This is a genomic window from Phenylobacterium sp., assembly GCF_031181185.1.
Taxonomy (GTDB): domain Bacteria; phylum Pseudomonadota; class Alphaproteobacteria; order Caulobacterales; family Caulobacteraceae; genus Phenylobacterium.
The window spans coordinates 1-12,763 of the sequence record NZ_JAPSKZ010000105.1; the positions used below are offsets into that span (position 1 = coordinate 1).

Annotated in this window: 24 protein-coding genes; all 24 read right to left on the reverse strand. The window is 67.2% G+C overall.

The window, feature by feature from the left end; genetic code table 11:
• Positions 1–1,116, reverse strand: a 1,116-nt coding sequence (secY, locus tag RIF93_RS13310; RefSeq protein ID WP_309091938.1) for a preprotein translocase subunit SecY, incomplete at its 3' end; no start/stop codon positions are given.
• Positions 1,117–1,199: 83 nt separating this feature from the next.
• Complete coding sequence (gene rplO / locus RIF93_RS13315) at positions 1,200–1,691, reverse strand: 50S ribosomal protein L15 (protein WP_309091939.1); 492 nt, start codon at positions 1,689–1,691, stop codon at positions 1,200–1,202.
• 132 nt (positions 1,692–1,823) lie between these two features.
• Positions 1,824–2,000: a 50S ribosomal protein L30 gene (gene rpmD, locus RIF93_RS13320; protein ID WP_111274697.1), complete on the reverse strand. Its 177-nt coding sequence runs from the start codon at positions 1,998–2,000 to the stop codon at positions 1,824–1,826.
• Positions 2,001–2,004: 4 nt separating this feature from the next.
• The gene (gene rpsE / locus RIF93_RS13325; protein ID WP_309091940.1) at positions 2,005–2,592 is read right to left on the reverse strand and encodes a 30S ribosomal protein S5; all 588 of its coding nucleotides are present in this window, start codon (positions 2,590–2,592) and stop codon (positions 2,005–2,007) included.
• Positions 2,593–2,601: 9 nt separating this feature from the next.
• A complete protein-coding gene (gene rplR / locus RIF93_RS13330) occupies positions 2,602–2,958 on the reverse strand; it encodes a 50S ribosomal protein L18 (protein ID WP_309091941.1) in 357 nt (118 codons plus the stop codon).
• A gap of 3 nt (positions 2,959–2,961) precedes the next feature.
• Positions 2,962–3,495 carry a 50S ribosomal protein L6 gene (rplF, locus tag RIF93_RS13335; RefSeq protein ID WP_309091942.1) on the reverse strand — a complete coding sequence of 178 codons (534 nt, stop codon included), beginning with the start codon at positions 3,493–3,495 and terminating at the stop codon, positions 2,962–2,964.
• 1 nt (position 3,496) lies between these two features.
• Complete coding sequence (gene rpsH, locus RIF93_RS13340) at positions 3,497–3,892, reverse strand: 30S ribosomal protein S8 (protein WP_309091943.1); 396 nt, start codon at positions 3,890–3,892, stop codon at positions 3,497–3,499.
• A 13-nt stretch (positions 3,893–3,905) separates the two neighbouring features.
• Positions 3,906–4,211: a 30S ribosomal protein S14 gene (rpsN, locus tag RIF93_RS13345; protein ID WP_309091944.1), complete on the reverse strand. Its 306-nt coding sequence runs from the start codon at positions 4,209–4,211 to the stop codon at positions 3,906–3,908.
• A 21-nt stretch (positions 4,212–4,232) separates the two neighbouring features.
• Positions 4,233–4,799 (reverse strand): 50S ribosomal protein L5, encoded by a 567-nt coding sequence (gene rplE, locus RIF93_RS13350; RefSeq protein ID WP_309091945.1) that lies wholly within the window; start codon positions 4,797–4,799, stop codon positions 4,233–4,235.
• Positions 4,792–5,106, reverse strand: a complete 315-nt coding sequence (gene rplX / locus RIF93_RS13355; protein WP_309091946.1) for a 50S ribosomal protein L24 — start codon at positions 5,104–5,106, stop codon at positions 4,792–4,794. Before rplX ends, rplE begins: the two co-directional genes overlap by 8 nt.
• The gene (gene rplN, locus RIF93_RS13360) at positions 5,106–5,474 is read right to left on the reverse strand and encodes a 50S ribosomal protein L14 (RefSeq protein ID WP_012521798.1); all 369 of its coding nucleotides are present in this window, start codon (positions 5,472–5,474) and stop codon (positions 5,106–5,108) included. Before rplN ends, rplX begins: the two co-directional genes overlap by 1 nt.
• 12 nt (positions 5,475–5,486) lie before the next feature.
• Positions 5,487–5,735 (reverse strand): 30S ribosomal protein S17, encoded by a 249-nt coding sequence (rpsQ, locus tag RIF93_RS13365; protein WP_309091947.1) that lies wholly within the window; start codon positions 5,733–5,735, stop codon positions 5,487–5,489.
• Positions 5,736–5,749: 14 nt separating this feature from the next.
• Positions 5,750–5,944: a 50S ribosomal protein L29 gene (gene rpmC, locus RIF93_RS13370; RefSeq protein ID WP_309091948.1), complete on the reverse strand. Its 195-nt coding sequence runs from the start codon at positions 5,942–5,944 to the stop codon at positions 5,750–5,752.
• Positions 5,944–6,372: a 50S ribosomal protein L16 gene (gene rplP / locus RIF93_RS13375; protein WP_309091949.1), complete on the reverse strand. Its 429-nt coding sequence runs from the start codon at positions 6,370–6,372 to the stop codon at positions 5,944–5,946. The genes rpmC and rplP overlap by 1 nt, the downstream gene beginning before the upstream one ends.
• Before the next feature lie 11 nt (positions 6,373–6,383).
• Entirely contained in the window at positions 6,384–7,142 is a 759-nt protein-coding gene (gene rpsC / locus RIF93_RS13380) for a 30S ribosomal protein S3 (protein WP_309091950.1), read from the reverse strand.
• On the reverse strand, positions 7,142–7,522 hold the full coding sequence (rplV, locus tag RIF93_RS13385; protein WP_309091951.1) for a 50S ribosomal protein L22: 381 nt from the start codon (positions 7,520–7,522) through the stop codon (positions 7,142–7,144). Before rplV ends, rpsC begins: the two co-directional genes overlap by 1 nt.
• A gap of 1 nt (position 7,523) precedes the next feature.
• Positions 7,524–7,802, reverse strand: a complete 279-nt coding sequence (rpsS, locus tag RIF93_RS13390) for a 30S ribosomal protein S19 (protein WP_111274711.1) — start codon at positions 7,800–7,802, stop codon at positions 7,524–7,526.
• A gap of 3 nt (positions 7,803–7,805) precedes the next feature.
• Positions 7,806–8,642, reverse strand: coding sequence for a 50S ribosomal protein L2 (gene rplB, locus RIF93_RS13395; protein ID WP_309091952.1), 837 nt, complete (start codon positions 8,640–8,642; stop codon positions 7,806–7,808).
• 4 nt (positions 8,643–8,646) lie between these two features.
• Positions 8,647–8,949: a 50S ribosomal protein L23 gene (locus RIF93_RS13400; RefSeq protein WP_309091953.1), complete on the reverse strand. Its 303-nt coding sequence runs from the start codon at positions 8,947–8,949 to the stop codon at positions 8,647–8,649.
• A complete protein-coding gene (gene rplD / locus RIF93_RS13405) occupies positions 8,949–9,587 on the reverse strand; it encodes a 50S ribosomal protein L4 (RefSeq protein WP_309091954.1) in 639 nt (212 codons plus the stop codon). The genes RIF93_RS13400 and rplD overlap by 1 nt, the downstream gene beginning before the upstream one ends.
• On the reverse strand, positions 9,587–10,363 hold the full coding sequence (gene rplC, locus RIF93_RS13410) for a 50S ribosomal protein L3 (protein ID WP_309091955.1): 777 nt from the start codon (positions 10,361–10,363) through the stop codon (positions 9,587–9,589). Before rplC ends, rplD begins: the two co-directional genes overlap by 1 nt.
• 13 nt (positions 10,364–10,376) lie before the next feature.
• Positions 10,377–10,685 (reverse strand): 30S ribosomal protein S10, encoded by a 309-nt coding sequence (gene rpsJ, locus RIF93_RS13415; RefSeq protein WP_012521787.1) that lies wholly within the window; start codon positions 10,683–10,685, stop codon positions 10,377–10,379.
• A gap of 294 nt (positions 10,686–10,979) precedes the next feature.
• Positions 10,980–11,801 (reverse strand): hypothetical protein, encoded by an 822-nt coding sequence (locus tag RIF93_RS13420; RefSeq protein WP_309091956.1) that lies wholly within the window; start codon positions 11,799–11,801, stop codon positions 10,980–10,982.
• Positions 11,802–11,805: 4 nt separating this feature from the next.
• Entirely contained in the window at positions 11,806–12,648 is an 843-nt protein-coding gene (locus tag RIF93_RS13425; RefSeq protein ID WP_309091957.1) for a GIN domain-containing protein, read from the reverse strand.
• Positions 12,649–12,763: the final 115 nt, after the last annotated feature.

A 12,763-nucleotide genomic window follows, 5' to 3' on the forward strand; every position in this document is an offset into this window, starting at 1 on the left:
GTCCAGATACTCGGCCGTGCGCTTGCCAGGCCGGATGCCGGGCAGGAAGCCGCCGTACTTCCGCAGGTTCTCCGCCGTGTCGTCCGGGTTGAAGACGATCGACGTGTAGAAGAAGCAGAAGAAGACGATCAGCGCGCCGTACAGCAGCATGAACAGCGGCTGGCCGTGCTGCAGCTGGCCGGTCAGGCCCGGCAGCCACTGCATGTACTCCGGCAGGTTCGCGTTGGCGGCAAAGCCCATGACGGTCGTCGGCAGCAGCAGCAGCGACGAGGCGAAGATCGGCGGGATGACGCCCGCGGTGTTGATCTTCAGCGGCAGGAACGAGGTGTCGCCCCCGAACATGCGGTTGCCCATCTGGCGCTTCGGATATTGCACCAACAGGCGACGCTGCGACCGCTCCATGAACACGATGGCCACCGTGACGCCGATGACCAGCGCCGCGATCATGAACAGCGCCCCGCCGCTCATGGCGCCGGTCCGGGCCATCTCGAAGGCCTGGGCCACGTAGCGCGGCAGGACCGCCACGATACCGGCGAAGATGATCAGGCTGATGCCGTTGCCGACGCCGCGGCTGGTGATCTGCTCGCCCAGCCACATCAGGAACATGGTGCCGCCGGTCAGGGTGACGACCGTCGAGATCACGAAGAACATGCCGGGGTTTTCGACCAGGCCCGGGCTCTGCGAGAGGCCCATCGCGATGCCGAACGACTGGAACAGCGCCAGCACCACGGTCAGGTAGCGGGTGTACTGGTTGAGCTGCTTGCGGCCCGCCTCGCCGCCTTCCTTCCGCAGCTTCTCCCACGGCGGATAGACCGTGCCCAGCAGCTGCACGATGATCGAGGCCGAGATGTACGGCATCACGTTCAGGGCGAAGAGCGCCATGCGCTCCACGGCGCCGCCCGAGAACATGTTGAACATGCCCAGGATGCCCTGGGCCTGGCCCTGGAACGCCTGCTGCAGGGCCGCGGCGTCGATGCCGGGGATCGGGATGTAGCACCCGGCCCGGTAGACGATCATCGCCCAGAGGGTGAACCAGATGCGCTTGTGAAGCTCCGTGGCCTTCGCGAAGGCCTGGAAGTTCATGTTCGCGGCGAGCTGTTCTGCGGCCGAAGCCATTCAGCGTATCCCCTGACTCGTGACCCGGATCACATAGGACGCGCCGGCCCCGGAAGCGAGGCCAGCGACGCCGCAGATGCGGATCAGGCTTCCGCCGGAGCTTCGGCGGCTTCCGCCTTGGTCGTGGTCAGCTGGCCGCCGGCCTTCTCCACCGCGGCGCGGGCCGAGGCCGTGGCCGAATAGACGGTGAGGTTCAGCTTCGACTTCAGCTCGCCCTTGCCCAGCAGCTTCACGCCGTCCTTCACGCGGCGGATCACGCCGGCCTTCACGAGGGCTTCGGCGTCGATGGCGGCCTTGGCGTCGAGCTTGCCGGCGGCGATCGCCTGCTCGATCCGCCACAGGTTCACCTCGGCGAACTCCTTGCGGTTGAGGCTGTTGAAGCCGCGCTTGGGCATGCGCATGTGCAGCGGCATCTGGCCGCCTTCGAAGCCCGCGATCGAGACGCCGGTGCGGGCCTTCTGGCCCTTCACGCCGCGGCCGGCGGTCTTGCCCTTGCCCGAGCCCGGGCCGCGGCCGACGCGCATGCGGTTCTTGGTGGAGCCTTCGCGCGGGGCGAGTTCGTTCAGCTTGGTCATGTGGCCTCTCCTTGGAGATCTGGCGCCGGGGCCCTGCCCCGACTCGGCGATGAAATCGTTGGCGTAGAAACGCCGATGGGCGAGGCTTCCGCCCCGCCCTAAAGCGCCGTGCCTATGGCACGAAAGCGATGGCTATTCCACCACCTCGATGAGGTGGGCCACCTTGGCCACCATGCCGCGGACGGCCGGGGTGTCTTCCAGGGTGGAGACGCGGCCCACGCGGTTCAGCCCGAGGCCGATGAGCGTGGCGCGCTGGTCCTTGGTCCGGCGGATCGGGCTGCCGGTCTGACGAACGGTGATCTTGGCCATGAGCTTAACCTTCCGCATCCGCGGCGGGCTGGGCCGCCGAGGCGCCGTCGGCGCGACGGCCGATCACGTCGGAGACCTTCTTGCCGCGCTTGGCGGCGACCTGACGCGGCGAAGACTGGGCCTTCAGCGCCTCGAAGGTCGCGCGAACCATGTTGTAGGGGTTGGACGAGCCGGTGGACTTGCCCACGACGTCCTGGACGCCCAGGGTTTCGAGAACCGCTCGCATCGGACCGCCGGCGATGACGCCGGTGCCGGGAGGCGCCGCGCGCACCATCACCTTGCCAGCGCCCCAACGGCCGTCGCCGTCGTGGTGCAGGGTGCGGCTCTCGCGCAGCGGCACGCGGATCATCGACTTCTTGGCTTCTTCGGTCGCCTTGCGGATGGCTTCCGGCACTTCGCGCGCCTTGCCATGACCGAAGCCCACGCGGCCCTTCTGATCGCCCACCACCATCAGCGCGGCGAACGAGAACCGGCGGCCGCCCTTCACGGTGGCGGCGACGCGGTTGATGTGGACCAGCTTCTCGACGAGTTCGCTGTCGCGTTCTTCTTCGCGATTGCGACGATCGCCGCGCTGTTCGTCTCTGCGAGCCATGATCGTTCCTTAGAAATTCAGGCCGGCTTCGCGCGCGGCGTCGGCCAGGGCCTTCACCCGGCCATGGTAAAGGTAGCCGCCCCGGTCGAAGACGACGTCCTTGACGCCCTTCTCGATCGCGCGCTGGGCCACGAGGGCGCCGACGCGGGCGGCGGCGTCCTTGTCGGAGCCCTTGTCCTTCTTCTCGCCTTCCAGCGTCGAGGCGGCGGCCAGCGTCACGCCGTTCGCATCGTCGATGATCTGGGCGTAGATGTTCTTGGCCGAGCGGAAGACCGACAGACGCGGACGGCCGTTCGCCACCTTCTTGAGGTGGGTGCGGACGCGCTGCGCGCGGCGCTTGGTGGTGTCGCGGGGAGAGAGCGCCATGGCTTACTTCTTCTTGCCTTCCTTGCGCCGGACCGACTCGCCGGCATAGCGCACGCCCTTGCCCTTGTAGGGCTCCGGCGGACGGATGCGGCGGATCCGGGCGGCGGTTTCGCCGACCAGCTGCTTGTCGATGCCCGAGATCTTGATCTCGGTCTGCTTCGGCGTCGCGAACGTGATGCCTTCGGGCGGCTTGATGTCCACGTCGTGCGAGAAGCCGAGCTGCATCGAGAGCGCCTGGCCCTTCATCGCGGCGCGGTAGCCGACGCCGACCAGCTCGAGCGTCTGCTCATAGCCTTGGGTCACGCCCTGGACCATGTTGGCGACCAGCGTGCGGGACAGGCCCCACATCGCCTGGGCGCGGGTGGTCTCCTGACGCTTGGCCAGCAGGATCTCGGCGCCTTCCTGGCGGACCTCGATCTCTTCCGCCACGGTCCAGGCGAGCTGGCCCTTCGGACCCCTCACCGTCACCGTCTGGCCGTCGATGGTCACCGTCACCCCGTTGGGGACAGCGACCGCCTTCTTACCGATACGAGACATCTTAGTAGACCCGGCAGAGGACTTCGCCGCCAACATTGGCCTCGCGGGCCGCGTTGTCGGACATGACGCCCTTGGGCGTGGAGAGGATCGAGATCCCGAGGCCGTTCTTCACCGGCTTCAGGTCCTTGATCGACGAGTAGACGCGGCGGCCCGGCTTCGAGACGCGGCTGATCTCCACGATGACCGGCTGGCCGTCGAAGTACTTCAGCTCGATCTCGAACTCGGGGAAGGCGCCGGGCTTTTCCACCAGGTGGTAGCCGCGGATGTAGCCTTCGTCCGTCAGCACGTCGAGCACGCGGGCGCGCATCTTCGACGCGGGCGTCGTGACCTTCGAGCGGCCGCGGGAAGCGGCGTTCTTGATGCGGGCGATCAGATCGCCGATGGGGTCGTTGACCATCTGAAAGACCCTCCTACCAGCTCGACTTGACGAGGCCGGGGATCAGACCGTGGGAGCCGAGCTCCCGCAGCGAGATCCGGCTCATCTTGAGCTTGCGATAATAAGCGCGCGGGCGGCCGGTCACTTCGCACCGGTTGCGGATGCGGACGGCGGCCGAGTTGCGCGGCAGTTCGGCAAGCTTCAGGCGGGCTTCGAAACGTTCTTCGAGCGGGAGGCTCTCGTTGTTCGCAATGTCCTTCAGCGCTTGGCGCTTCGCGGCATGTTGCTTGACGAGCTTCTTGACCCGTTCGTTGCGGTTGACGGCGCTTTTCTTGGCCATGGTGTGCTTTCCTTCCCGCCGCTACTGCTGCTGCTGAACGAACGGGAACTGGAATTCCTTGAGAAGCTCGCGAGCTTCGTCGTCGGTCTTCGCAGTCGTGGTGACGATGATGTCCATGCCCCAGATCTGGTCGATCTGGTCATAGTTGATCTCCGGGAACACGATGTGCTCCTTCAGACCCATGGCGTAGTTGCCGCGGCCGTCGAAGGACGTGGGCTTCAGACCCCGGAAGTCCTTCACGCGCGGCAGCGCGATGGTGATCAGCCGGTCGAGGAACTCGTACATCCGGTCGCTGCGCAGGGTGACCTTGCAGCCGACCGTCATGCCTTCGCGCAGCTTGAAGCCGGCGATCGAGGTCCGCGCCTTCGTCGGCACCGGCTTCTGACCCGCGATCTTCGCCAGGTCGGCCATGGCCGAGTTGATCTTCTTGGAGTCGGCGACGGCTTCGCCCACACCCATGTTGATCACGATCTTTTCCAGCTTCGGGATCTGCATCTCGTTGCTGTAGCCGAAGCGCTCCTTGAGCGACTTGCGGATGCGCTCGCGGTACTCGGTCTTCAGCCGCGGTTCGTAAGCTTGATCAGCCATTGATCACCTCGCCGGTCGTCTTGGCGATCCGCACCTTCTTGTCGCCTTCCACGCGGAAGCCGACGCGGGTCGGCTTGCCCTTGGAATCGACCAGAGCCACGTTCGACAGGTGGATCGGCGCTTCCTTGTTCTTGATCCCGCCTTGCGGATCGAGCTGCGTGGGGCGCGTATGCCGCTGGACGATGTTGATGCCCTCGACCAGGACGCGCTGCTCCTGCGGGAACACCTTGGTGACCGCGCCTTGGCGGCCCTTGTCCTTGCCGGTGAGGACCACGACGCGGTCCCCCTTCTTGATCTTCGCAGCCATTACAGCACCTCGGGCGCGAGCGAGATGATCTTCATGTGGTTCTTCGCGCGCAGTTCGCGGGGAACCGGGCCAAAGATCCGCGTGCCGATCGGCTCGGATTGCTTGTTGACGATCACGGCCGCGTTCTTGTCGAAGCGGATCACCGAGCCGTCCTTGCGCTTGATGCCTTGGCTCGTGCGCACCACGATCGCCTGCAGCACGTCGCCCTTCTTCACGCGACCGCGCGGGATCGCCTCCTTGACGGAGACGACGATCTTGTCGCCGACGCCGGCGTAGCGCCGTTTCGCGCCGCCCAGCACCTTGATGCACATGACCCGGCGGGCGCCGGAATTGTCGGCGACGTCCAGGTTAGTTTGCATCTGGATCATGGATCCGGATCCTTACGCTTGGGCCGCGCCGCCCTTAGGCAGCACTTCCCAGGTTTTCAGTTTCGACTTGGGCGCGCATTCGATGATGCGGGCGACCTCGCCGACCTTGTAGGTGTTGCCCTCGTCATGGGCGTGGTACTTCTTCGACCGGCGGACGGTCTTCTTCAGCACCGGGTGCAGGAAGGTCCGCTCGACCTTCACCACGACCGTCTTGTCGCCCTTGTCCGAGACGACGACGCCTTCGAGAATTCGTTTCGGCATTTACGTCAGTCTCCTCAGGCCTGGGCCTGCTTGGTCCGCAGAACGGTCTTGATGCGCGCGATATCCTTGCGCACCTCGTTCACGCGGTGGGTCTTCTCGATCTGACCGGTCGCCTTCTGGAAGCGCAGGTTGAACTGCTCCTTCTTCAGGGAGACGAGCTGTTCGGCCAGCTGGTCGGGCGTCATGCCCCGGACTTCGTCGATCTTCATCACGCGTGCTCCACGGCGGCGTCGATGCGGGTGACGATGCGGGTCTTCACCGGAAGCTTGGCCGCGCCGAGGCGCAGGGCTTCGCGGGCGACATCATCCGGCACGCCGTCGATTTCAAACATGATGCGGCCAGGGTGGACGCGGGCGGCCCAGTACTCGACCGAACCCTTGCCCGAGCCCATCCGGACTTCCGCCGGCTTGCCGGTGACCGGCACGTCGGGGAACACCCGGATCCACACCCGGCCCTGGCGCTTCATCTGGCGGGTGATCGCGCGGCGGGCCGCCTCGATCTGCCGCGCGGTGACGCGCTCGGGCTCCATCGACTTCAGGCCGTACGAGCCGAAGTTCAGCGTGAACCCGCCCTTGGCCGTGCCGTGGATGCGGCCCTTGAACTGCTTACGGTACTTGGTCTTCTTCGGAGACAGCATGGTTCAGGTCCTTAGGCGTTCGCCGATTCACGGCGATCGCGACGGGGGCCACGATCCGGACGGTCGCCACGTTCACGGCCGCCGCCCTCGCCGGCCGGGCCGCTTTCGCCGGCCAGGCGCTTGTCGAGAGCCATCGGGTCGTGCTCGAGCACTTCGCCCTTGAACACCCACACCTTCACGCCGATGACGCCGTAGGTGGTCTTGGCTTCGGTGAAGCCGTAGTCCACGTCGGCGCGCAGGGTGTGCAGCGGCACGCGGCCTTCGCGGTACCACTCCATGCGGGCGATTTCCGCGCCGCCCAGGCGGCCCGAAACGTTGATCCGGACGCCCTTGGCGCCCAGGCGCATGGCCGACTGCATCGAACGCTTCATGGCGCGGCGGAAGGCCACGCGGCGCTCGAGTTGCTGGGCGATGTTCTCGGCCACCAGTTGGGCGTCGGTCTCGGGCTTCCGGATCTCGACGATGTTCAGGTGAACCTCGCCGTCCGTCATCGCCGCGATGTCCTTGCGCAGCTTGTCGATGTCCGCGCCCTTCTTGCCGATGATCACGCCGGGGCGCGCGGCATAGATGGTGATGCGGCACTTCTTGTGCGGACGCTCGATGATGATCCGCGACACGCCGGCCTGGTACAGGCGCTTCTTCAGCGCGCGGCGGACCTTGATGTCTTCGTGCAGCAGGCGGCCGTACTCGGGGCCGTCGGCGAACCAGCGGCTGTCCCAGGTGCGGTTGATGCCGAGACGCAGCCCGACGGGATTGATCTTCTGACCCATTAGGCGGCCTCACCTTGCTCGCGGACCACGATGGTGATCTCGCTGAACGGCTTCTCGATGCGCGACGCGCGACCGCGGGCGCGGGCGTGGAAGCGCTTCATGATCAGGTTCTTGCCGACGAACGCCTCGGCCACGACGAGATTGTCGATGTCGAGGTTGTGGTTGTTCTCGGCGTTCGAGATGGCCGAGTAGAGCGCCTTGCGCACATCCTTGGCGATGCGCTTGGGGCTGAACTCCAGCTCGTTGAGCGCGCGCTGAACCTTCAGGCCGCGGATCGACTGGGCCACCAGGTTGAGCTTGCGCGGGCTGGTGCGGAGGGTCCGCACCTTGGCCATCGCTTCGGCGCCGGTAAGACGGCGGGCTTTCGCTTGCTTAGCCATCTTACTTCCTCTTGGCCTTCTTGTCGGCCGCGTGGCCGGGGAAGAAGCGGGTCGGAGCGAACTCGCCCAGCTTCATGCCGACCATGTCTTCCGAGATCAGCACCGGCACGTGCTTCTGGCCGTTGTGGACGCCGAACGTCAGGCCCACGAACTGGGGCATGATGGTCGAGCGGCGCGACCAGGTCTTGATCACGTCCTTCCGGCCCGAGGACTGCGCGGCCTCGGCCTTCTTGAGCAGGTACCCGTCGACGAACGGGCCTTTCCAGACGGAGCGGGTCATCGGTTAGCGAGCCTTCCGAGCGTGGCGCGAGCGGATGATGAACTTGTCCGTCGCCTTGTTCTTGCGGGTCTTCCGGCCCTTCGTGGGTTGGCCCCACGGGGTGACCGGGTGACGGCCGCCCGAGGTGCGGCCTTCGCCGCCGCCGTGCGGGTGGTCGATCGGGTTCATGGCGACGCCGCGGACGTGCGGACGACGGCCCTTGTGACGCGAGCGGCCGGCCTTGCCGAGGCTCTCGTTCATGTGGTCCGGGTTCGACACGGCGCCAACGGTGGCCATGCAGCTGTCCTGCACCATGCGCAGCTCGCCCGAGTTCAGGCGGATCTGGGCGTAGCCGGCGTCGCGGCCGACCAGCTGGGCGTAGGCGCCGGCCGAACGGGCGATCTGCCCGCCCTTCATCGGCTTCAGCTCGACGTTGTGGATGATCGTGCCGATCGGCATGCCGCGCAGCGGCATGGCGTTGCCCGGCTTCACGTCAGCCTTTTCCGACGCGACGACTTGGTCGCCGGCCTTCAGCCGCTGCGGGGCCAGGATGTACGCCAGCTCGCCGTCTTCGTACTTCACCAGGGCGATGAAGGCCGAACGGTTCGGGTCGTATTCCAGGCGCTCGACCGTGGCGGGCACGTCGAACTTGCGGCGCTTGAAGTCGACCACGCGGTACAGGCGCTTGGCGCCGCCGCCGCGGAAGCGGACGGCGATGCGGCCGTTGCCGCCGCGGCCGCCCGACTTCGTCAGGCCTTCCACGAGCGACTTTTCCGGCCGGCCCTTGTGGAGCTCGGACTTGTCGACCAGCACCAGCTGGCGGCGACCCGGCGACGTCGGATTGAATTGCTTCAGAGCCATCGGATCAGAGCCCCGTGGTGATGTCGATCGACTGGCCTTCGGCCAGGGTCACGATCGCTTTCTTGACGTCGGAACGACGCCCGACGATGCCGCGGAAGCGCTTGGTCTTGCCCTTCACGTTGAGGGTGTTGACCTTGGTCACGTTGACCTTGAACAGCGCCTCGACCGCAGCGGCGATCTCGTCCTTCGTCGCATCGCCGGCGACGCGGAAGACGACCTTGTTCTGCTCGGAGAGCAGCGTGGCCTTTTCCGTGATGATCGGCGACAGGATCGTGTCGTAGTGGCGGACGGTGGGCTCGACGGCCATCACGCGGCCTCCTCAGGCTGGAAGCGCGCCTGGATCGCCTCGACCGCGTCCTTCGTCAGGACGAGGGTGCGGCGACGCAGCACGTCGTAGACGTTCAGGCCGGCATTCGGCAGCACGTCCACGTTCGGGATGTTCCGGGCGGCGAGCTTCAGGTTGTTGTCGACCTGGGCGCCGGCGATGACCAGCGCGTTCGTCACGCCGATCTTGCCCAGCTGCTCGCGCAGCGCGGCGGTCTTGGCGTCCGGCAGCGTGGCCGAGTCCAGGACGATCAGCGAGCCTTCCTTGGCCTTCGAGGACAGCGCGTGCTTCAGAGCCAGCGCGCGGACCTTCTTGGGCAGGTCGAAGGCGTGGCTGCGGACCACGGGACCGTGGGCCTTCGCGCCGCCGACGAACTGGGCCGCACGGCGCGAGCCGTGACGGGCGCCGCCGGTGCCCTTCTGCTTGTACATCTTCTTGCCCGTACGAGAGACCTCGTTGCGGACCTGGATCTTGTGGGTCCCGGCGCGGCGCTTGGCCAGCTGCCAGGTGACGACGCGCTGCAGGATGTCGCCGCGGATCTCTTCGATGCCGAAGATATCGTCGGCCAGCTCGATCGAGCCGCCCTTCCCGCCGTCGAGCTTGATGACGTCGAGTTTCATTAGGCTTGATCCCCAGCTTCAGTCGCCTCAGCGGCCGGCGCTTCGGTCTGAGCTTCGGCCGGCGCGTCTTCGGCGGCGGCTTCGACCGGGGTCGGAGCGCCAGCGCCGCGGAACGCGCCCGGCTTCGGCGCGTCGGCCGGCAGCGGGGCCTTCACCGCGTCGCGGATCTTCACGAACGTGCCTTCCGTGCCCGGGACGGCGCCCTTGACCAGGATGAGGCCGCGCTCGGCGTCGACGCGCCAGACGGTGAGGTTGAGGGTGGTGACAGTCTCATGGCCGTAGTGACCGGCCATCTTCTTACCCTTGAAGGTGCGGCCCGGATCCTGACGCTGGCCGGTCGAACCGTGCGAGCGGTGGGAGACGGACACACCGTGGGTGGCCCGGAGGCCGCCGAAGTTCCAGCGCTTCATGGCGCCGGCGAAGCCCTTACCGACCGTCGTCGCGGTGACGTCGATCTTCTGGCCCGGGATGAAGTGGTCGGCGGTGATTTCCGCGCCCACGTCGATCAGGTTGTCTTCCGACACCCGGAACTCGACAACCTTGGCCTTCGGCTCCACCTGGCCCTTCGCGAAGTGGCCGCGCAGCGCCTTGGAGGTGTTCTTCGGCTTCTTGGAGCCCGCGCCGAGCTGAAGGGCGACATAGCCGTCCTTGTCAGCGGTGCGCTGGCCGACGACCTGGCAGCCTTCAAGGCTCAGGACCGTCACGGGAACATGGACGCCCGCTTCGTCGAAGAAGCGCGTCATGCCCAGCTTCTTGGCGATCACGCCGGTACGCATCGGACCGATCCCCTTAGAGCTTGATCTCGACGTCCACGCCGGCGGACAGGTCGAGCTTCATCAGCGCGTCCACGGTCTGCGGGGTGGGGTCGACGATGTCGAGCACGCGCTTGTGCGTGCGGATTTCGAACTGCTCGCGCGACTTCTTGTCGATGTGCGGCGAGCGGTTGACGGTGAATTTCTCAATGCGCGTCGGCAGCGGAATCGGGCCGCGCACAGTGGCGCCGGTCCGCTTCGCGGTGTTCACGATCTCGCGGGTGGAATGATCCAGCACGCGGTGATCGAAGGCTTTGAGCCGAATGCGGATGTTCTGACGATCCATATCGCTCTTATCATTCCCTACAGACGGCGGCCCGCCCGCGTGATCTCGACCATTTCAAAGACCAGCCCGAGCCCTCAGATGAGAGCTCGTACGCGAAAGTCCGCACAAACGACTTAGGCCCACGCGGAGGCGAGGGCCCTATCCCGAAACGCTAGCTTGTAGCACTGTCCCAGGTCGTTCCGCGAACCGCGTCTGCGCTTCAAATCCCTTCGAAGCACACAGCCGGTCCAACAGGAGGCGCGGTATTACCCATCCGACTCGCCTCCGTCAAGGGGCGAGAGCCCCCTGCGGCGTTCAGGGCGCAACGCGATAGGCGGCCAGCCGCCCGGGCTTCCAGCTGGGAACCACCAGCAGGTCGCCGACCCGGATGAAGTCGTTGATGTAGGTCCCGGCCTTGCGGCTGTCGATCAGGGTCTCGGCCTTGCCGTCGGGGCTCACGCGGAAGAGGCGGCCGGGCCATTCGCTGACGAAATAGGCCCCGTCGCCGGCCGGCGCGACGCCGTCGCCGTCCCCCAGGCCCTCGGCCAGCACGGTCGCCGCGCGGCTCTTCCAGTCGAAGGCCAGCAGCTTGCCGGCCGTGGTGGTGACCAGCAGTCGGTGGCGCTCGGGCAGGAGGCCGTTGACGGCGCGCAGCTGCGGGTCGGCCGACCAGGGGACGATGCGTCCGTCCTGCAGCGCCAGGATGCGGGCGGTGGCGGAATCGGCCACCAGCACGGTCCCGTCGGGCGCCACCGCCACGTCGTTGAGGAACTTGGCGTCCGGGGCCTCATAGGCCCCGACGACCTTCGCCGTCGGGATGTCGATCTCGCCCAAACGGGTGATGTCCGACACGAACAGCCGCTGGCCCTTCACGATCGCGCGCTTCGGCGCGTCCAGACCCCTCACCCACTCCCGCTCCAGGAGCTTGCCGTCGCGCGAGACGCGGCTGATGAAGCCCTGGCCGTCCTTGACGTCGCCCTCGCCGGCCACGTTGGCGACGAAGAAGCTGCGACCATCCGGCGCGAGGGCCACGCTCTCGGGATCGGCCAGGCCCTCGAGGGTCCAGACGGGCGTCCAGTCCGCGGCCGCTGCAGGCGCGGCGGCGAGCAGGACGGCGGCGAAGAGGGCGCTGCGCATCGGGCTACCCGACCGTGACGGCGCCCGAGCCCATGATGGACTTCGAGACCTCGCCCTTCACCTCTCGGGCGCGCACGTCGCCCGAGCCGGCGATGCGGGCCTTGAGGCTGTCGGCGACGCCGCGGAAGTCCACGTCGCCCGAGCCTGCGATCGAGGCGGTCATGCTCGTGGCGCGGCCGCCGGCCACCACCACGTCCCCCGAACCCGCGATGCTCACGCTCAGGGCGCCCTGCACGGACCTCGCGGCCACCGCGCCCGAGCCGGCGATGTCGATGTCCAGGCCGCCGCGGATGTCGGCGGTGGCCACGTCGCCCGAGCCGGCCACCCGGATCGAGGCCGAGCCCGCCGAGCCCGTTCGGGTGTCGCCCGAGCCGGCCTGGCGGATCTTGAGGGCGCCTTCCACATTGGCCACGGTCCAGTCGCCGCAGCCGGCGTTGGACAGCGTGAGGCTGGTCGAGCGGCCCACCGAGCCGAACACCGCCCCGCCGGCGTCCACCCGGGCGTCGCGCGGCGTTCGGATGACGATCTGCGGCATCTCGCGCCAGGCGACGTCGCCCACGCCCCGGACCTCGACGCTGCGGCTTTCGCCCGAGCCGCGGCAGTTGCGGATCTTCCGGTCCAGGCCGCCGTCGATGATCGTGCGGTCGCCGCGCGTGCGCACGTCCAGCGGCAGGCGGGCGTTGGGGGCGATGATCTCGACCTTGATGTCGCTGCGGTTCTCCGGGATCACCGTCACCCGAGCCACCGCGTCGCGGATCTCGACCTCGGCGGCCTTCGCCACGCCGGCGGCCGCCCAGGTGATGGTCGCTGCGGCCGCGGCGGCCAGTAGACCCATAGAACGACGCATCGCCGTCTCCCCGTGAATTTCCTTCATCGAAGCTAGTCGGGCTGGGGCCTGCGATCAGCTTAAATCGAGGTCATGACCTCGTTGTCACACGGACAAGCAAAAGGGCCGCCGGGTT